Origin of the sequence: Cryobacterium sandaracinum, from assembly GCF_004403415.1 — a bacterium.
GTDB classification, from domain to species: Bacteria; Actinomycetota; Actinomycetes; order Actinomycetales; family Microbacteriaceae; genus Cryobacterium; species Cryobacterium sandaracinum.
In genome coordinates this window covers 71,390-90,791 of record NZ_SOGO01000038.1, presented here as the reverse complement: position 1 = coordinate 90,791, position 19,402 = coordinate 71,390, and the positions used below count along the sequence as shown (strand labels likewise).

The following is a 19,402-nucleotide window of genomic DNA, read 5'->3' as shown; positions in this document are numbered from 1 at the left end:
CACCGCGCATTCTGTGCTACTTCTTTTCCTACAGCAATGCTGGCCGTGCACGATTCCTGCGCCCGGCATCGGTTTTCTAGAGGAAGAGGCTCACGGCTATGGCATTCTCATCCACTTCACGCGCGAGAGGGCTCAGTGCCGCCGCGGTTGTCGCGGTCGCCGCGTTGACCCTGGCGGGCTGCTCCGCCGGCGGAACCGACGACGAGACCAGCTCGGGTGGCGAAGCCATCACGATCGGCACGACCGACAAGATCACGTCGCTTGACCCGGCCGGTTCCTACGACAACGGCTCGTTCGCGGTGCAGAACCAGGTCTTCCCATTCTTGATGAACACGCCCTACGGCAGTCCGGACGTCGAGCCCGACATCGCCACGGCCGCCGCGTTCACCAGCCCCAACGAGTACACGGTCACCCTCAAGCCCGGTCTGAAGTGGGCCAACGGCAACGAACTCACCTCCTCCGACGTCAAGTTCACCTTCGACCGCCAGCTGGCGATCGCGGACGACAACGGCCCCTCCTCGCTGCTCTACAACCTGGACAGCGTCGCGGCCCCCGATGACACCACGGTTGTCTTCACCCTCAAGCAGGCGGACGACCAGATCTTCCCGCAGATCCTGTCCAGCCCGGCTGGCCCCATCGTCGACGAGGACACCTTCTCGGCCACGAAGCTCACGCCGGACCAGGACATCGTCGACGCCAACGCGTTCGCCGGCCAGTACGTCATCACCAGCTACGACTTCAACAACCTGGTCGGCTACAAGGCCAACCCGGACTACGAGGGTCTCCTGGGCGCGGCCAAGACCGACGTCGTCAACGTGAAGTACTACGCCGACGCCTCCAATCTGAAGCTCGAAGTGCAGCAGGGTGATATCGACGTGGCGTTCCGTAGCCTGTCGGCCACCGACATCGAGGACCTGCGCGGCAACGATAAGGTCAAGGTCGTCGACGGACCCGGCGGCGAACTCCGCTACATCGTCTTCAACTTCGACACCCAGCCGTTCGGCGCCAAGACCGCCGAGGCCGACCCGGCCAAGGCCCTTGCCGTGCGCCAGGCCGTGGCCGACCTGGTCGACCGCGACGAAATCGCCGAGCAGGTCTACAAGGGCACGTACACCCCGGTGTACTCCTACGTTCCCGCCGGACTGACCGGTGCCACCGAGTCCCTCAAGGGCCTCTACGGCGACGGTGAGGGTGCCCCCGACGTCGACAAGGCCGCGGCAACCCTCAAGGCCGCCGGCGTGACCGGTCCGGTAAAGCTCAACCTCCAGTACAGTAACGACCACTACGGCCCGTCGTCCGGCGACGAGTACGCCCTGGTCAAAGACCAGCTGGAAGCCTCGGGCCTCTTCACCGTCGACCTGCAGACCACCGAGTGGGTTCAGTACTCGAAGGACCGCACGACGGATGTCTACCCCATCTACCAGCTCGGTTGGTTCCCGGACTACTCTGACGCCGACAACTACCTGACCCCGTTCTTCCTCGAAGGCGGCTTCCTCAAGAACCACTACAGCGACACGGTGGTCGACGCCCTGATCCTGAAGCAGGCCGTCACCGCCGATCCCGCCGAGCGCACGAAGCTGATCGAGGAGATCCAGGACAAGGTCGCCGCGCAGCTGTCGACCGTGCCGCTGCTCCAGGGCGCCCAGGTTGCCGTCACCGGCCCCGATGTGACCGGAACCAGCGACACGCTCGACGCGTCGTTCAAGTTCCGTTACGCGGCACTGGTCAAAGGTTAGTTCGTCAACCGGTTAGCATTTTCTAATTTGAAACCCGGGGGCATCCAGCCGCTTGCGCGCTGGGTGCCCCCGTCACGTTCTAATCGCACAGTCCTATCGTTAGGCAGGAATGACCACTGTGACCACGCGCCCCCCGTCGCCCCGCGCGACGGGACGCAAGAAACGTCCCGCAACTGACGGCGGGATCGGCCGGTACATCCTGATCCGCTTTCTGCTGATCTTTCCCACCATCTTCATCCTCGTGTCCATGGTCTTCTGGCTGATGCGCACGACCGGTGACCCGATCACGGCCGCTCTCGGCGGGCGTCTCGGGCCCGAACAGCTGGCCGAGCGCATCCAGGCCGCCGGCTACGACCGGCCCATCTTCGTGCAGTACATCGAGTACCTGGGTCAGGTGTTCACCGGCAACTTCGGCACGACCATCAGCACCAACCGTCCCGTCTCCGAGATCCTGGTCACCTATGGGCTGGCCACGTTCGAGCTCGTCTTCTACGCCCTCGTCGTCGCGTTCATCGTCGGGATTCCCCTGGGCATGGTCGCCGCCTATTGGCGGGACAAATCCGCGGACGCCTTCCTCCGGGTTTTCGCGATCCTCTGCTACGCCACGCCGGTGTTCTTCTCCGGGCTGTTGTTCAAACTCGTCTTCGCCGTCTACCTCGACGTGCTTCCCGTCTCCGGGCGGGCCTCGACCGGTTCCGAGCTGCAGATGCAGCTGTTGCCGAACCAGACCGGCCTGTACACGATCGACGCCATCCTGACCGGGGACCCGACCGTGCTCGGGGACGTTCTCGAGCATGCCGTGCTCCCCGCGCTGACGCTCGGGCTGCTCACTGCGGGGGTCTTCCTCCGCCTCGTGCGCACCAACGTGATCGGAACCCTCGGCACCGATTACGTCGACGCCGCTCGCTCGCGTGGGGTGAGCGAGTTCCGCCTGGTGCGGAAGCACGCCTACCGGCCGGCCCTGATCCCGATCATCACCGTGATCGGCCTCCAGATCGCCCTGCTGCTCGGCGGCGCCGTGCTGACCGAGACCACCTTCGAATGGAAGGGCCTGGGCTTCATGCTCTCCGAGTTCCTCAAGGCCCGGGACTTCGTGGCCGTGCAGGGGATCGTCGCCCTGCTCGCCGTGATCGTCGCCCTCTCCAACTTCGTCGTCGATATCATCGCCGCACTGATCGACCCGAGAGTGAGGTACTGAGATGAGTGACGCCACCGTGATCTCCGCCCGGCAGAAGCGCAGCGTCTGGTCCCGCCTCCCCGTCGTGCACCAGCTCAGGCAGAGCATCGGACTCCAGCGCGGGATGCTGGTCGCCGGCCTGGTGATCACCACTCTCTTCGTGCTGACCGCCATTTTCGCCCCCGTGCTCGCGCCCTACGGCTTCAGCCAACTGCGCGACGCCGACGGCGCCTTCGGAGCCCAGCAGCCGCCCGGGGGCGCGCATCCGCTGGGCACCACCGTCAGCGGCTACGACGTGCTCTCCCGGGTGCTGTGGGGTGCCCAGACCGCCCTGTTCGTGATCATTGTGGCCGTCCTACTGTCGATCTTCGCCGGGGTGTTCCTCGGACTGGTGTCGGGCTATTTCGGCGGCTGGCTCGACCGGATCCTGGTGGTCGTCTCCGACGCCGTCTACGCGTTCCCATCGCTGCTTCTCGCCATCGTGATGTCGATCGTCATCTCCGGGGGCAAGTCCAACCTGATCGGCGGTGTGCTGGCGGCGGCGATCTCGATCACCGTGGTCTTCATCCCGCAGTACTTCCGAGTGATCCGCGCCGAAACGGTGCGGATCAAGGCGGAGGCCTACGTGGAATCCGCACGCGTGCTGGGTGCCGGCAGCGGCCGGATCATGTTCCGGCACGTGTTCCGCAATGCCACCCGCACCCTTCCGCTGATCTTCACCCTGAACTCGTCGGAGGCCATCCTGACCCTCGCGGGCCTCGGCTTTCTCGGGTTCGGCATTGAACCGACGGCCGCCTCCGAGTGGGGCTACGACCTCAACAAGGCCCTCTCGGACGTCACCAGCGGCATCTGGTGGACGTCACTGTTCCCCGGCCTGGCCATCGTGCTCGTCGTGCTCGGCATTACGCTGGTCGGCGAAAGCCTCAACGACCTGGCCGATCCCCGCCTGCGCGGACGCCGCGCAGTCGGCCAGTCGGCCGGGATCGTCGCGCAGACCTCGGTCGTTCCCGGTGGCACCCTCGTCGCCGGCCCCGGCGGGCTCGACGGACTGGAAGGCGCCGCAACCCATCACACCGAAGGACTCGAGGAGCGACCATGACCGACGTGCTCACCATCACCGATCTGGGCATTTCGTTCGCGACCGACGCCGGAGCCGTTCGGGCCGTTGACGGCGTCACCCTGCGGGTCGCTCCCGGCGAGGTCCTGGCCATCGTCGGCGAGAGCGGGAGCGGCAAGACCGTCACCGCCAAGACCATCCTCGGGCTGCTGCCGGAGACGGCGACCGCCTCCGGGGCCGTCATCCTCAGCAGCAAGGACGGCTCGAGCGAGAGCAACGTCATCGCGCTCAGCACAGCCCAGCTGCGGCAGGTTCGCGGCACCGACGTCTCAATGGTGTTCCAAGAACCCTCGACCGCGCTGAACCCCGTCTTCACGGTGGGTTGGCAAATCATGGAGGGCATCCGCGCGCACGGCCAGTTCAGTCGCAAGGAAGCCCGCAAGAAGGCCATCGAGGTCCTCGGGCGGGTCGGTATCCCCGACGCGGAAACCCGCGTCGACTACTACCCGCACCAGTTCTCCGGCGGCCAGAAGCAGCGCGTCGTGATCGCCATGGCCCTGGTGCTCGACCCCGGCCTGATCGTCGCCGACGAGCCGACCACGGCGCTCGACGTGACCGTGCAGGCCGAGATCCTGGACTTACTGCGCCGCTGCCGCGATGAATTCGGCACGGCGATCGTGCTCATCACCCACAACATGGGCGTGGTCGCAGACCTCGCCGACCGGGTTGCGGTGATGTACCAGGGCAAGGTCGTCGAAGAGGCGGATGCCCAAACCCTCTTCCGCTCGCCGCAGAACGACTACACGAAGAAGCTGCTCGCCGCCGTGCCTCACGTGGGCCAGGGGGTCGTGCACGCCGCCGCCCGTGCCACGGCCCGCGCGGCCGGCTGGGAGCAGCAGGCGCCGGTCGTCGTCGCCGACCAGCTCCGAATCGAATACCCCGGCCGGCTCGGCCGGTCCGGTTTCACCGCCGTCGACGGCGTGAGCTTCCTGATCCGGCCCGGTGAGGTTCTCGGTCTGGTGGGGGAGAGCGGTTCTGGCAAGACCACGATCGGGCGGGCCATCGCCGGCCTGACCCGGGTGACCGGTGGCTCTCTGACCGTGATGGGCCACGAGATGAACGGGTTCAAGGAGCGTGCGTTCCGGAAGTTCCGCAGCGACATCGGGTTCGTCTTCCAAGACCCGGCGTCGAGTTTCAACCCGCTGCTGACCATCGCCGACTGCGTCGCTGAACCGCTGGTGGTGCACGGTCGGGCGAAGAACGCCGCCCACGCTCGCCCGCGGGTCAACGAGCTCCTCGAGGCCGTGCAGCTGCCGCGTGCCTACGGCGACCGTTACCCGCACGAGCTGAGCGGCGGCCAGCGCCAGCGCGCGAGCCTGGCGCGGGCGCTCGCCCTGGAGCCGCCACTGCTGATCGCCGACGAGCCCACCAGCGCTCTCGACGTCTCCGTGCAGGCGCGGGTGCTGGAGCTGTTCGCCGAACTCCAGCGGGAGTTCGGCTTTGCCGCGCTGTTCATCAGTCATGACCTGGCTGTCGTCGACCTCGTCGCGGACCGGATCGCGGTGCTGTACCGAGGAAAACTTGTCGAGGAGGGCACCAGCGCCGAGGTTCTCGGTGCACCCAAGGATCCCTACACCCAGCGGCTCCTGGCCTCCCTGCCCGTGCCGGACCCGGCCGAGCAGGCCCTGCGCCGGGAGGGACTGCGCCGACTGCGTGAGGCAGGATAGACACATGATCCGCGGCGCCGCACCGACAAGTCCGACAAGTCCGACAAGTCCGATCTCCACCAGTGACCTGACGGTCGAGTACCCGCCGCACGGTGCCAGCGGCGCATTCACGGCCGTGCGTGGCCTTACCCTGCAGGTCGGGGTTGGCGAGGTGCTCGGACTTCTCGGGCAGAGCGGTTCGGGCAAGAGCACGCTGGCCCGGGTTCTGTCGGGCGCCGCGTTCAGCCACGGCGGCGGGGGCACCGGCGACGTTCGACCAGAGATCACCGGGGGAGAGGCGACGGTGCTCGGGTACCGGCTCCGCGGCATCCGTCGGCGCAAGCTGGCCCGGCTCACCTTCGGGGTGGGGCACCTCGCCCAGGATGCTGCCGACACGCTGCCCTCGATTCTGACGGTGGCGGAGATCGTGGCCGAGCTCGTGCTCGACCGAGACCGGCGCTACGACCGGCACATCCTCGACGAGCAAGTGGCGACCATGGTCGACGCGGTGCGGCTTCCGTTGTCGGTGCTCACCAAATTCCCCTACGAGCTGAGCAATGGTCAGCGTCAGCGGGTGGCGCTGGCCCGGGCGCTGGTATTCGGGCCGTCGGTCCTGATCGCGGACGAGCCGACGGCCGGCGTCGATGCCACCGTCCGGGACGCCGTGGTCGACCTGATCGGCGAGCTGCAGCGCGAGCGGGCCTTCTCGGCGCTGGTGATCAGTTCCGATCTCAGCGTGCTTCGCCGGGTCGCAGACCGAATCGCCGTGCTGCACCAGGGCGTGCTGGTGGGGCTGGGCACGATCGACGAGGTGTTCGACGACCCGTGGCATCCGTATGTCGCCGGCCTGGCTGCGGCTCTGATGGGGGAGGCGCCGGACGAGGAGAACGACGACGACAACTACGATTACGAGAGTGAATCCGACGAACATGTCATCGAAAACTGAATCCGTGCAACACCAGGCCGTTCTCACCGACGAGGTCACGCCCCTTCCGGCGCACCGACGACCGGCCCCCGGTCCGATCACCATCCTGCCGCGGCCGGAACCGGCCTTCTCCCGGGCGGTCGAGGCTGCCGGGGGAACCGTGACGGAGCTCTCCGGCGAGACCCGCGGACTGATCTGGCTGGACTACGGCCGGGCCGACGAGCTGCGCGCCACCCTGCACGCGTATCCCGGCATCGGGTGGGTGCAGCTCCCCTGGGCGGGCGTCGACGCCTTCAGTGGGGTGCTTGCCGGCCTGGACCGCCCGGACCTTCTCTGGACCAGCGCGAAGGGCGCGTACGCGCAGCCCGTCGCCGAACACGCCCTGGCTCTCACCCTGGCGCTGTTGCGGGTGCTGCCGAAGCGCGCTCGGGCCGAGGGCTGGAGCACGCTGTCCGAGGGGCGCTCGCTCTACGGCCTCAACGTGACCATCATCGGCGCTGGTGGGATCGCCCGTGAGCTGATCCGCCTGCTCGCGCCGTTCGGCACCCACGTCACAGTGGTGCGCCGCAGCACCGAGCCGGTGCCCGGTGCGGCTCAGACGGTGGTGACGGACGCCCTCTCCGGCGTTCTCCAGACCAGCGACGTCGTCGTCGTGGCGGCTGCGCTCACGGGCGGCACCCGCCACCTGATCGGCCGGGCCGAACTCGAGCTGATGCGGCCCGAGACCGTGCTCGTCAACATCGCCCGCGGCCCGCTCGTCGACACGGACGCTCTGGTGGCAGCGCTGGCCGCAGGAACCATCGCCGGCGCGGCCCTCGACGTGACGGATCCGGAGCCGTTGCCGCAGGGGCATCCGCTCTGGGCCGAGGCGCGGTGCTTGATCACGCCGCATTCGGCCGACACGCCCGAGATGACCGCCCCGCTCCTGGCCGAGCGGATTCGCCTGAATGTGGGTGCCTTCCTTGCGGATGGGCGGTACGTCGGGGTCGTTGACCCTCAAATCGGCTACTGACGGTTGACGCCGATTTGGCAGATCACCAACTTTTGATAAAGTAACAGAGCTGTTCAAGCGACATTCCTCGATAGCTCAATTGGCAGAGCAGCGCACTGTTAATGCGCAGGTTCTTGGTTCGAGTCCAAGTCGGGGAGCGAAAGGCCACCAAGGGCTCCACCCCTGGTGGCCTTTTTTGTATCCCGTTCACTTCCGTGCGACGCGGTCGCAGAAAAGGCGGCATCCGTGGAGTCCTGGCTCACCGTGAGCACCGTTCTGGCCGTGCTCGTCGTCGGGCTGCTCGCCCTCTGGCTGGTCACCCTTGTCCGGGCCCGGCGCGTGGTCTTCGACCGCACGGCGGCCGAACGGCTACGCATTGACCTGCAACTGTCTCTTGCCGAACAACAGGGCCGGCTCGGCATCATCCGGGATCTTCAGGACGTGGCCGTGCTGTCCGTCGCGCGGCTGATCACCCGTGCCGAAGGTGCCCGCTACACGGCCGAGAGCGACCCGTCCAGCGCCGTGCGGGTGGCGACGGCATTGGTCGACGATGGCCGGGTGGCGCTGGCCGACATGCGCCGCGTGCTGACGATCGTGCGCGAGGGTGAATCTGTCTCCGCCGCCCAGCCGGGCCTGCAGTCGGCGAAGGACCTGTTCCGAGTCATGCGTGACGCGGGCGTCACCGTGGTCTTCACCGAGTCAGGCGAGCGGTTCCCGCTCAAGCCGGGCGCCGAACTGGCCGTCATCCGTATCCTGCAGAGCGCGCTGGCCAACACCCTCACTCATGGAGGACGAGGCACGGAGGCTCGGGTCACGATCTCGTGGACTCAGGACGGGCTGCAGCTGCTGGTCGCGGATGACGGCATCCGTGCGGTGGCTCGCCGGGACAGTGCCGACGCCGCCGACTTCGCCGCGCGCACGAAGTACACGATCGACGACGACCTCAAGGCGCTGAGTGCGAACGTAGCCGGGGCAGGCATCACCCAGATGCGCGAGCGCACCGCGATGTTCGGTGGCATCTTCAACGCCGGGACCGTGCCCGGCGTCGGGTTCACGGTCACGGCCATCTTCCCGTCATTGCGCTTCCACAACGGCATCCACGGAGTGGACCTCGACCGCGGCTGATTCTTTCGCCGGGCCAGCGGATCAGGCCGGGCCTACCTGGTCAATCTTCAAGGTTGTCGACGCCGGGCATCCAGCTGAGCCCGGGCGTGCCCCAGCCACGCTTGCGGGTCACCTTGAAGGCGATCTTGGCGTAGAAGTGCTCGAGGCGATCCACGTACAGGGTGCCGTCGAGGTGGTCGTACTCGTGCTGGAAGATGCGGGCCAGCCAGTCTTCGGCGTGAATCTCGAAGGGCTTCTGCTCAAGGTCCACCGCGCGCAGGCTGGCGGAGGGGGAGCGTAGCAGCGGGAAGCGTTCGCCCGGATAAGACAGGCAGCCCTCGACGTCCTCGTTCTCGTCGGCCTCGCCCGAGGGAACCGGGGTGATCCACAGTTCCGGGTTGATGGCCGCGCCACGCCACAGGTGGCCGTCGTCATCGAGGTAGTTGTAGGTGAAGAGCCGGAGCGGCACTCCCACCTGCGGCGCCGCCAGACCGACGCCGGGCGCGGCATCCATTGTCTCGAACATGTCCCGCACGAGTTCATGCAGATCATCGTCGAAATCAGTGACGGGAAGGGCGGGGAAGTGGAGAACGGGATCTCCTGAAATTGCTATCGAACGAACGGCCATTCTTCAAGGATAACGGGCCGGTTCTCGATAGGCTCGTTTGAGTGAACCCCGACCTGACCGACCTGGCTGCGGAAATCGCAATCAATCCACGTCAGGCATTAGGGATTCCGCTCGCCCTGGTGGGTGCCGTATTCCTGTCGTTGGGAGCTCAATTCCAGCATCGCGGCGTCACGAAGGTCGAGGCCAAAACGGCTGAGGTCACCGGGGGACTCAACCCGCGCCAGTTGATGCTGCTGCTCGGTCGGCCTTCCTGGGTCTTCGGCACGATAATGCTCGGGCTGGCGATCGTTTTCCAGCTCTCCAGTCTGGCCTTCGCCCCCATCATCATGGTTCAACCGCTCGGCGCCGTCGCCCTCGTGATCACGTCCATCCTGAACTCCCGCATCACCCGGGTCCCCGTCAACCGCGCGTCGAAGATCGCGATCGCGATGTGCGTCGGCGGCGTGGCCCTTTTCGTCACAGTGGCCGCGTTCACCGCCGTGGACAAACCAGTCACCGACGGCAACCTGATCACGATCCTGATCGTGCTCGGCGTCGTGTTGTCTCTCTTCGGCGTCGCGTTCCTCAAGCTGCGTACCCAGTTCAAGGCGATGTTCTACATTGTCGGCGCCGGGGTGCTCTACGGGTTCGTCGCGACGCTGGCCAAGGTCGTCATCAACCGAACCCAGAACGGCAACTTCGAGTGGCTGACCCTGACCTGCGTCATCGGGCTTTTGCTGGCGGCGGTGCTCGGCGCCTACTTCGTGCAAAACGCTTACGCGTCCGGCCCGCCGGACCTGGTCATCGCCGGACTCACCGTGATCGATCCGCTGATCGCCGTCGGCATCGGCATCGTCGTTCTGGGCGAGATCGAACAGGCTCCGCCGTGGGCGGCTGTCGCCTTCCTCGTCGCGGGTGTCGTCGCCATCGTCGGGGTCTTCCTGTTGGCCCGGTATCACCCTCTCGCCGACGACTGACGGCGCTCCAAGCACTCCGTTGGGCGTCCGCGTGGGCGCGCCGCCCCCGGTATGGCTGTTGCAGCACCGGATTAGAATAGGGTTCTAGAAGACTTCGTCAGCGTACGCGCCGTCGAAAACATGATTTATCGCCGGATGACGAACTCCGGCTCACTTACGTTGGGACATTGTCTTTTGTCAGATTTGACCGATTTGCCGAGCGAGTCGTGCCCCCGCGAGCCGGCGAAGAAGCCTCTCCGCATCCTGATCGCGGCGGACACCTTTGCCCCCGACGTGAACGGCGCGGCCCGGTTCGCCGAGCGTCTTGCCGCCGGGATGGTGGGCCGCGGGCACGAAGTGCACATCATGGCTCCAGCCGCGTCACGCAAGTTCGGCACGTGGACCGAGGTGCATGAAGGCCAGCCGATGGTCGTGCACCGTCTGCAGAGCTGGCGCTGGTACCCGCACGATTGGCTGCGGTACGCCCTGCCGTGGTTCATTCCGCGAGAGACCCGGAAAATCCTTGATACGGTCAAGCCGGATGTCGTCCATTTCCAGTCCCACATCAACGTGGGTCGTGCCGTCACGATCGAGGCAGCGAAGCGCGGCATCCGCATCATCGGCACGAACCACTTCATGCCAGAGAACATGCTGGAATTCACCCTTGTCCCAAAGGGCCTGCACGATCGCCTCATCAAGGCCGCCTGGCGGGCTGCGAGGCGTACCTACGGCCGGGCGGAAGCGGTCACCACACCGACCCTGCGAGCCGCCCAGTTCCTGGAGCGCTACACCGGCCTCGAGGGCGTGCTGGCGATCTCATGCGGCATCGACGCCCACAACTACTCGCCGACTTTCGCGCCACGCACCGAGAACCGCATCCTTTTCGTTGGCCGCGTGACCGGCGAGAAACAGATCGACGTGCTGCTGCAGGCCGTGGTCCTGCTCTCGCCCGACCTCAATGTGAAGGTGGAGATCGTCGGTGGCGGCGACCAGAAGCGCAACCTCGAACATCTGTCGCAGACGCTCGGACTCAGTGGTCGGGTCACGTTCACGGGTTATGTGACGGATGCCGAACTGGCGACCGCCTACACCCGCTCGACGGTGTTCGCGATGCCGTCGATCGCGGAGTTGCAGAGCATCGCGACTATGGAGGCGATGGCGTCTGGATTGCCGATCGTGGCCGCCAACGCCATGGCGCTCCCACACCTCGTGCACGATGGCCAGAACGGCTACCTGTTCGAGCCCGGAAACGCTCAGGACCTCGCCGACAAGCTCACGACAGTTCTGACAGCCGCACCCGACGACCTGAACGCGCTCAAAAACAGTTCCCTCCGGCTCATCGGTGTGCACGACATCAACCGCACCCTGAACACGTTTGAGTGCCTGTATCGCGGGGAACCGGTTATCGACGCGGTCACCTCCGACGCGGCCGCCCGCGGCGCGGAGTAGGCGGGCGAGCCCGCCTTTCGAGCCTGTATCGTTGAACCCGGTGATCCACCCGATCACCACAGAATCGGTCGCACACTCGTCAGAGCAGTTGCGTCGATTGGGGCGGTAGCTCAGCTGGTTAGAGCAGCGGACTCATAATCCGTCGGCCGTGGGTTCAAGTCCCACCCGCCCTACAAAAAAACTTCACTTGATCAGGGTGTTTAGTTTCCGCAGCAGAAGCGAGATTCAGACCCATCAACTGACTTTCCTGGATTCAAATACCGGCTGCTTCGCCCGAAGTGCCTTGTGATCAGCAAATCTTGCAGTCATTGGATGGGCGAGCACTCGAGACGGGTACCGTTTATCCACCGTTTATGCCGCCACGCTGGCCTGTTCCGGTCGCTCGTTCACAAGGTGCACGGTCCAGTTGGGATGGCCTCGAGTGTCCTCGAGAGACCACGTGATGGGCCTGGGCTCGAGCGGCTGAGCTCGGAGACGAGGGAGAATTGGGAAAGTACCGAAGCTGGCGATGACGGCTTCACGGAAGGAAACACAACATGACACAGGGACTCAATACCGCCGATGGCATCACAGATGCCGCCATAGAGAGCACCACGGGACACGTTCTCCTCGACCGGGTTTTCGATGCGGTCCTCTTCGATATGGACGGCACCCTGGTCGACTCGACGCGGGCCGCGAATCGCTCGTGGTTGCGTTGGGGTGCGGAAGCGGGCCTCGGGCCCTCGTTCACCGGCGTGGAGCACGGCGTGCCGGCACGGCAGATGGTCGCCCGCCACGTCCCAGAGGACAAAATCGAATGGTCCATCGCTCGGGTCCTCGAGCTGGAGCTCGGCGACCTCGAGGGCGTCGAGATCCTGCCCGGGGCAGCGGAGCTCATGCGGTCCCTGCCCGAAAACCGCCGGGCCATCGTCACCTCCTGCTCCCGTGCGCTGTGCCTGGCCCGGCTCGAGTCCGCGGGCTTTGCCATCCCGGCGACTGTCGTGACCATGGATGACACGCCCCGCGGCAAGCCGTTCCCCGAGCCGTTCCTCAAGGCGGCTGCACGACTGGGCGCGGATCCGCGCCGGTGCGTCGTGGTCGAAGATGCCCCCACCGGCCTCGCAGCCGGCCGTGCGGCCGGCTGCCTGACGATCGGTGTCGTCGGAACGTACACGGCCGACCAGCTTGACGCTGACCTCGTGGTGCCGAGCCTCGACCGTCTGCGCATCAGAGTGCTGGACACCGGCGTCATGTTCGAGCTGCTCCCCGAGTAGTCCCAGGGCGGATATGACGGGGGCTCGTGATCGGTCGCAAGACTTAACACTTACGTTACGGTAGAGTTTGTGGGTCGGGTTGGTTGGCATTCATAGAAGCCAACAACCTGACAATTATCAAGAAGGCTCGTTCGCGCGCTCTCCAGCGATCCACGATCGCCGACGCGCTGAGCGGTCTGCAACTTTGCAAGGAGCACAGTGAATTCAAATTCCTACGTATCAACAACCACTCGCATCGACGGGGTCGGGGGCTACGTCACCCTGGCGTTCCGTCAGACTGCGGAGGCCACCGGCTATGTCAGCCACGCCGAGCCGCGGCCCCGCGTCGGCCGCTTCATCTCTGATGCGCCGAGAGTGTCCCCGATCCGGGCTTAGAGCTCACAGGGAAAAAGACGAGTGGCCCCGCCAGCTGGCGGGGCCACTCGTCTTTGTTGGGATCGGGGCTCAGTGGCCGCCGCCGAGGTTCCCGGCCAGGCGGGTGTGCATCGTGGAGCTGGCTTCGTTCATGCCCACGATGACGACGCGCTTGCCGTGGCGCTCGTACTTGTTGGTGATCGCGTCGAGTGCGGCGACGGTGGAGGCGTCCCAGATGTGGGAGTTCGACACGTCGATCACGATGCGTTCCGGGTCGTCCGCATATTCGAACTGGGTCGTCAGGTCGTTGCTCGAGGCGAAGAACAGGGCCCCGGTGACCGTGTAGCAGGCGGTGGGTACGGTTTCACCCTCGGGCAGGGTGCGTTCCACGTTGACGAAGTGGGCGACGCGGCGGGCGAAGGCGACCATGGCGACGATGACGCCCACGATGACGCCGATGGCGAGGTTGTGGGTGAGCACGATCACGATCACGGTGGAGACCATGACGCTGGTCTCGCTCTTGGGCATGCGCTTGAGGGTGCTCCAGCGGATGCTGTGCCAGTCGAAGGTGAGGTAGGCCACGATGATCATGACGGAGACCAGGGCGGCCATCGGGACGACCGCGAGCAGGTCGCCGAGTCCGAGGACCAGGACGAGCAGGAAGATGCCGGCGAGGAAGGTGGAGATGCGGGTGCGGGCGCCGGAGGCTTTCACGTTGATCATGGTTTGGCCGATCATGGCGCAGCCGCCCATGCCGCCGAAGAATCCGGAGAGCATGTTGGAGACGCCCTGGCCCCAGGCTTCGCGGGTCTTGTGCGAGTGGGTGTCGGTGACTTCGTCGACGATCTTGGCGGCCATCAGCGATTCGAGGATGCCGACCAGGGCCATGCCGAGGGCAAATGGCGCGATGATCGTGAAGGTCTCCCAGGTGAGCGGGACGTTGGGGATGAAGAGCTGGGGCAGGCTGTCGGGCAGGTCGCCCTGGTCGCCGATGGTGGGCACGTTGATCGCGATGACCACGGTGGCGATGGTCAGCACGACGATCGACACCAGCGGCGCGGGAATGACCTTGGTGATGCGGGGCATCACGACCATGATGATGATGCCGACCGCGACCAGCGGGTAGACCATGAACGGCACATTCAGGAGCTGCGGCAGCTGGGCCGTGAAGATAAGGATGGCCAGGGCGTTCACGAAGCCGACCATGACGCTGCGCGGGATGAAGCGCATGATCTTGGCCACGCCGATCACGGCCAGGATGACCTGGAAGACGCCCGCGAGGATGACGGTGGCGATGAAGTAGTCCAGCCCGTAGTCACGGGCGACCGGGGCGATGACGAGGGCGATCGCGCCGGTGGCGGCGGTTATCATCGCGGGGCGGCCGCCGAGGAAGGAGATGGACACGGCCATGACGAACGAGGAGAACAGGCCGACGCGGGGGTCGACGCCCGCGATGATCGAGAACGCGATGGCTTCGGGGATGAGGGCCATCGCCACGACGAGGCCGGCGAGTACTTCCCGGGTGAGGATGCGCGGTGTGCGCAGCGCGGTCATCACCGTCGGTTCAGCCTGGTAGCGATTGGGCGTGGGGGTTTTTTGGAGCAGGGCCATGGGGCCTCCAGTGCGTGGGTCTCTGAAAGAAACCGGGATGGGCAGAAAAAAGGGGGAGGGGGCGCCGCGATGCGCACGCCGACACTGTCACAGGCGACAATGGGGGGTGGGCTCACACCGTAGTGTCAGCCAACACTCGCAACACTACTCTAACGTTAGGGTTGGGTGTTAGTTGATGAACGAAAGGATCCCAGATGACCGCGGATACAGCGACCGGAACGATGCACATCGGCGAGCTGGCCGAGAAGACCGGATTGTCGTTGCGAACGATTCGTCACTATGACGAAATCGGCCTGCTCAAGGCGTCCGGCCGCACTGAAGGTGGGTTCCGGCTCTATACCCAGGAAGACCTGTCGCGGCTGATTTTGATTCGCCGGATGAAGCCGCTCGGGTTCTCGCTCGAGGAAATGATCGAGCTGCTGAAGGTCATCGACATACTCCAGGGCGGCGAGTCGGGCTCGGACAACCCGGAGGTGCGCGAGGAGCTGGGCAACTTCATCCGCCTCGCAGTCGAGCGGCGCGAGAAGCTGCAGCAACAGCTGAAAATGGCAGACGAGTTCCTGGACCTGCTACGCCGCCAGTAGTCACGTAGTCACGCAGTCAGGAGTGCCGTGGCGGCTTCACGAAGAGCGCCAGGACGGCCACGCTGATCGGAATCAGCGCCAGCACCATCGCCGGTACGGTGAACCCTCCGGTCGCGTCGAATCCCAGTGAGAAGGCCACCGGCCCGAACGCCGTCGACGCCAACCCGATCGACATTGCCACCCCACGGATGCTGCCGATATGCACGGTGCCGTAGAAACGAACATAGGACGCCGCCTCCATTCCGCGCAGGCTGCCGCCGGCTGCGCCGAGCACCAGGCCGTAGACGACGGCGGTCCAGCCGGATCCCACGAGTGGCAGCATCAGGAGCGTCGCCGTCAGCGTGCCCATCGCGAACACCATGATCAGTTTCGGGTTGACCCGGTCGACGAGGCTGCCGGTGAGAACGGTGGCCAGAATTCCCGTGATCGTCTGGGGGAGGAAGTTCGCCGCGGCTTCCAGCGGGCTAAGCCCCTGCTCGCCCAGGAGGGCGATCTGGTGGAAGGCGAGTCCGGTGGTCAGCATGCCCGAGGTGGCCAGGCTGGCGGCGAGGAGCCAGAACATGCCCGTTCGGATTGCCTCGGGCAGCGTCCAGGATGGACCCTGAATGGTGATCTGGGCCGTCGATGGCAGTGGCGGCGATGCCGGCGTTGGCCCGGTTGGTACCGTGCGGCGGGTTTGCCGAGGGAACGCGAAGGCAAGGGGAATCACGATCACGGCCACCGCCGCCGCCTCCCACCGCCAGGCGTTGTGGATTCCGACCAGGGCGATGAGTCGTTCCAGGCCGATCGGGGCCAGGGAGATCCCGGCTGAACCGATGGCGCTGGTCAGACCCAGGGCCAGGCCCCGCCGGTGGTGGATGGCGCGGGCGACCGCGGTCGTCGTCGCGAGAGTCAGAGCACCCTGCCCGACCATGCGCACGCCCACGAACCCGGCGGTGAGTCCACCGATCTCACCGACGAAGCTGAGCGAGAACAGGATCAGGGCGAAGGCGGCCCCGAGGGCGATGGTCACCGGGCGGGCGCCCCACCGGTCCAGGGCTCGGCCGACCACAGGTTGGGCGCTTGCGCCCAGGAGCGTTCCGATCAGGTAGCTGACGGAGATGTCGGTGCGAGAGACCCCCAGCTCGGCAATGAGCGGATCGGTGAACACCGACAGCCCGGCCGTTTGGCCGGGCGCCGTCATGACCGAGATCAATCCGGCCGCGCCCACGAGGCTCACCCAGGTCCACGGGACCCGCCGACGAGAGCGGGACGTTCCCGCCGATGCTCTGTCGCTGAGCGGCAGGTGCGAGGCTTCGGTACTGGGGGGTGCTGCGGGAGAAGACACGAGACCTTTCACGGAAGGGGGAACGCACGTCGGCGTTGTCGAGCGTATGCGACCTATTTACCTTACTCTTACGTAAGAGGAGGGTAGACGTTGTGTTCGCTCCGGGCCGCCATCGAATACGCCACTCATCCCTTACGTTACGGTAGGGTTGAGATGTGGGGGCAACTCGCCACTCGCGCTCTGGAGAGGAGCAACTCATGTTCGTTCATCCGCTGGCCCGCACCGATCAGCACCTGATCCAGGACTTCATGCTCACCAAAATCGCTTTGCTCCTGGCCCGGCACGCCGAGCGCTCGGAGTGGATCTTCGAAATGAGAGCCATGGACGAGAAGGCGCGAGAGGGCAGCTCCGGCGGCCCGGCGTTTCTATTCGTCTATACCGTCGCGCGGTACTACATCGCCGTGACGCGCACCCAGCCCGAGGCTCCGGCTGACACCGGCCGGTTAGGCAAACCCCGTTCGACGTTTGTCGATGACTTCACGGATGCTGTCGCCGCCAACGATCCGCAACGAGCCCTGTCCCTCTGGGTGACTTCACCCTTCAGCGTTAAAACCGGTGTGGCCGCACCAGCAACCCAGGAGCTCGCTTTCGGCTTCATTGATCGGCTCACCGATTCCGAGCCGGCCGTCACCGCTAACAACGTGGCGGACTTCCTCCCGGACCCGTTCGTCCCTGTTTTCCTCGGCAACGAGAAGCCTCAGCCCTAGCCCACAGGGTCCACCCGATTTTGCTACACCCATCACCAGGCACCGCCTAATGTGGGCGGCACTGAATATCAAGACCGGCACGCTGGTATGCGCCCGGCCTCGCACCAAGAAATGAGTTACTTTGACCAAGCATCAGCTCGACCTGTCCACCCCGCCGCCTCTGCCCAAGCGAGGCCTGCGCGTCACGCCCCTCGGCGGTCTCGGTGAGATCGGTCGCAACATGACCGTCTTCGAACACCAGGGCAAGCTCCTGATCGTCGACTGCGGTGTGCTCTTCCCGGAGGAGAACCAGCCCGGCATCAACGTGATCCTGCCTGACTTCTCCTCCATCCAGGACCGGCTGCAGGACATCGAGGCGATCGTGCTCACCCACGGCCACGAAGACCACATCGGCGGGGTCCCCTACCTGCTGCGCGAGCGCAAGGACATCCCGATCATCGGGTCGGAACTGACTCTGGCCTTCATCAGCGCCAAGCTCGAAGAGCACCGCATCACGCCCCGCCTGATCGAGGTCAAGGAAGGGCAGCGCCGTAAGGCTGGCCCGTTCGACCTCGAGTTCCTGGCCGTGAACCACTCCATCCCCGACGGGCTCGCCATCGCGATCCGCACCGAGGCCGGCCTGGTGCTGCACACCGGTGACTTCAAGATGGACCAGTTCCCCCTCGATCACCGCCTCACCGACCTGCCCGGATTCGCCCGGCTCGGCACCGAGGGCGTCGACCTGTTCCTGGTCGACTCGACCAACGCCGACGTGCCCGGATTCACCACCACCGAAGGCGACATCCGCCCGGCCATCGACGCCGTGTTCCGCACGGCGCCGCGCCGCATCATCGTCTCGAGTTTTGCCAGCCACGTGCACCGCATCCAGCAGGTCATCGACGCTGCCGCCCGTCACGACCGCAAGGTGGCCTTCGTCGGCCGCTCGATGGTGCGCAACATGGGCATCGCCGCGAAGCTCGGCTTCCTCGACATCCCGCAGGGACTGCTCGTGGACGCCAAAGCCCTGGAACGGATGAAGGACAACAAGGTCGTGCTCATCTGCACCGGTTCGCAGGGGGAGCCCATGGCCGCCCTGGCCCGCATGGCCAACCGTGAGCACACCATCCGGATCGGGGAGGGCGACACGGTTCTTCTGGCGAGCTCGCTGATCCCCGGCAACGAGAACTCGATCTACCGGGTCATCAACGGCCTCACCCGCTGGGGTGCCAACGTCGTGCACAAGGGCAACGCTAAGGTGCACGTCTCCGGCCACGCCTCGGCCGGCGAGCTCACCTACTGCTACAACATCGTCAAGCCCAAGAATGTCATGCCGGTGCACGGCGAATGGCGCCACCTCACCGCCAACGCGAACCTCGCCATCCGTACCGGTATCGACGAGGAACAGGTCCTGGTCGTGGAGGACGGCGTGGTCGTCGACCTCGTCGACGGCGTCGCCAAGGTCACCGGCCGAGTCGCGGCCGACCTCGTCTTCGTGCACGGGATGACCGTGGGCGGTGAGGGGTCGGATGAGGCCCTTGCCGACCGGGTCCAGCTCTCCGAAGACGGCGCCCTGACGATCCTCGGCATCCTGGATACCCGAACGGGCCTTCTCGTCGAGCCGGTGGAGTTCATCGCCCGCGGCTTCGTGCAGGATGACGAGTGGATTCGAGGTGCAACCAAGTCGATCGACGACGCCCTCGCCGCCGCGAACAAGGTCAAGACCGTCAACGGGGCCGAACTCGAGGACATCTTCACCCAGAGCGTGACCCGGTGGATGCAGCGCAAGTACCGCCGCATTCCGGTCATCACCTCCGTCGTCGTCGACGCCTAACCGGCCCGGCGTCACCAGCACGTCGAATGGGCGGCCGCGTAATGCGGC

General features: G+C 65.8%; 17 protein-coding genes and 2 tRNA genes. 16 read left to right on the top strand and 3 right to left on the bottom strand.

The annotated features are described in order from the left end of the window. The first annotated feature begins 98 nt into the window (after positions 1-98). The 8 genes from E3T25_RS14185 to E3T25_RS14150 all read left to right on the top strand — a co-directional run bounded on the left by E3T25_RS14185 (position 99) and on the right by E3T25_RS14150 (position 8,717). The gene (locus E3T25_RS14185; RefSeq protein ID WP_134343379.1) at positions 99-1,736 is read left to right on the top strand and encodes an ABC transporter substrate-binding protein; all 1,638 of its coding nucleotides are present in this window, start codon (positions 99-101) and stop codon (positions 1,734-1,736) included. A 109-nt stretch (positions 1,737-1,845) separates the two neighbouring features. Continuing rightward, positions 1,846-2,934, top strand: a complete 1,089-nt coding sequence (locus E3T25_RS14180; protein WP_104099982.1) for an ABC transporter permease — start codon at positions 1,846-1,848, stop codon at positions 2,932-2,934. Position 2,935: 1 nt separating this feature from the next. Next, positions 2,936-4,012 (top strand): ABC transporter permease, encoded by a 1,077-nt coding sequence (locus tag E3T25_RS14175; RefSeq protein ID WP_134375010.1) that lies wholly within the window; start codon positions 2,936-2,938, stop codon positions 4,010-4,012. Beyond that, a complete protein-coding gene (locus tag E3T25_RS14170; protein WP_134375008.1) occupies positions 4,009-5,697 on the top strand; it encodes an ABC transporter ATP-binding protein in 1,689 nt (562 codons plus the stop codon). The genes E3T25_RS14175 and E3T25_RS14170 overlap by 4 nt, the downstream gene beginning before the upstream one ends. Before the next feature lie 4 nt (positions 5,698-5,701). Then, on the top strand, positions 5,702-6,622 hold the full coding sequence (locus E3T25_RS14165; protein WP_134375006.1) for an ATP-binding cassette domain-containing protein: 921 nt from the start codon (positions 5,702-5,704) through the stop codon (positions 6,620-6,622). Positions 6,623-6,704: 82 nt separating this feature from the next. After that, positions 6,705-7,613: a D-isomer specific 2-hydroxyacid dehydrogenase family protein gene (locus E3T25_RS14160; protein ID WP_370247802.1), complete on the top strand. Its 909-nt coding sequence runs from the start codon at positions 6,705-6,707 to the stop codon at positions 7,611-7,613. A gap of 64 nt (positions 7,614-7,677) precedes the next feature. Then, positions 7,678-7,750, top strand: a tRNA-Asn gene (locus tag E3T25_RS14155). An 88-nt stretch (positions 7,751-7,838) separates the two neighbouring features. After that, complete coding sequence (locus tag E3T25_RS14150; protein WP_134343382.1) at positions 7,839-8,717, top strand: sensor histidine kinase; 879 nt, start codon at positions 7,839-7,841, stop codon at positions 8,715-8,717. Positions 8,718-8,757: 40 nt separating this feature from the next. On the opposite strand, the gene def is transcribed toward E3T25_RS14150, so the two are convergent. Continuing rightward, positions 8,758-9,324 carry a peptide deformylase gene (gene def / locus E3T25_RS14145; RefSeq protein WP_104099976.1) on the bottom strand — a complete coding sequence of 189 codons (567 nt, stop codon included), beginning with the start codon at positions 9,322-9,324 and terminating at the stop codon, positions 8,758-8,760. A gap of 41 nt (positions 9,325-9,365) precedes the next feature. Here def and E3T25_RS14140 point away from each other — a divergent pair, with 41 nt between their 5' ends. From E3T25_RS14140 to E3T25_RS16915, 5 genes are all read left to right on the top strand, one after another. Next, entirely contained in the window at positions 9,366-10,280 is a 915-nt protein-coding gene (locus E3T25_RS14140; RefSeq protein WP_134375004.1) for a DMT family transporter, read from the top strand. A 183-nt stretch (positions 10,281-10,463) separates the two neighbouring features. Continuing rightward, the gene (locus tag E3T25_RS14135; protein ID WP_420898248.1) at positions 10,464-11,708 is read left to right on the top strand and encodes a glycosyltransferase; all 1,245 of its coding nucleotides are present in this window, start codon (positions 10,464-10,466) and stop codon (positions 11,706-11,708) included. 99 nt (positions 11,709-11,807) lie between these two features. Beyond that, positions 11,808-11,881 (top strand) — tRNA-Ile (locus tag E3T25_RS14130). 363 nt (positions 11,882-12,244) lie between these two features. Next, entirely contained in the window at positions 12,245-12,961 is a 717-nt protein-coding gene (locus E3T25_RS14125) for an HAD family hydrolase (RefSeq protein WP_134375000.1), read from the top strand. 198 nt (positions 12,962-13,159) lie between these two features. Continuing rightward, a complete protein-coding gene (locus tag E3T25_RS16915) occupies positions 13,160-13,336 on the top strand; it encodes a hypothetical protein (RefSeq protein ID WP_166785024.1) in 177 nt (58 codons plus the stop codon). A 69-nt stretch (positions 13,337-13,405) separates the two neighbouring features. Here E3T25_RS16915 and E3T25_RS14120 read toward each other — a convergent pair whose 3' ends face one another. Next, positions 13,406-14,926 (bottom strand): SulP family inorganic anion transporter, encoded by a 1,521-nt coding sequence (locus tag E3T25_RS14120; protein ID WP_134374998.1) that lies wholly within the window; start codon positions 14,924-14,926, stop codon positions 13,406-13,408. 221 nt (positions 14,927-15,147) lie between these two features. Here E3T25_RS14120 and E3T25_RS14115 point away from each other — a divergent pair, with 221 nt between their 5' ends. Then, on the top strand, positions 15,148-15,510 hold the full coding sequence (locus E3T25_RS14115; RefSeq protein ID WP_241980903.1) for a MerR family transcriptional regulator: 363 nt from the start codon (positions 15,148-15,150) through the stop codon (positions 15,508-15,510). 16 nt (positions 15,511-15,526) lie between these two features. On the opposite strand, the gene E3T25_RS14110 is transcribed toward E3T25_RS14115, so the two are convergent. Beyond that, positions 15,527-16,729, bottom strand: a complete 1,203-nt coding sequence (locus tag E3T25_RS14110) for an MFS transporter (protein ID WP_241980902.1) — start codon at positions 16,727-16,729, stop codon at positions 15,527-15,529. A 305-nt stretch (positions 16,730-17,034) separates the two neighbouring features. Between E3T25_RS14110 and E3T25_RS14105 the strand changes: the two genes are divergently transcribed. Both E3T25_RS14105 and E3T25_RS14100 read left to right on the top strand, forming a co-directional pair. Continuing rightward, positions 17,035-17,544, top strand: coding sequence for a hypothetical protein (locus E3T25_RS14105; RefSeq protein WP_134374994.1), 510 nt, complete (start codon positions 17,035-17,037; stop codon positions 17,542-17,544). Between the two features lie 121 nt (positions 17,545-17,665). Further along, positions 17,666-19,354 carry a ribonuclease J gene (locus E3T25_RS14100; protein ID WP_198412885.1) on the top strand — a complete coding sequence of 563 codons (1,689 nt, stop codon included), beginning with the start codon at positions 17,666-17,668 and terminating at the stop codon, positions 19,352-19,354. Positions 19,355-19,402: the final 48 nt, after the last annotated feature.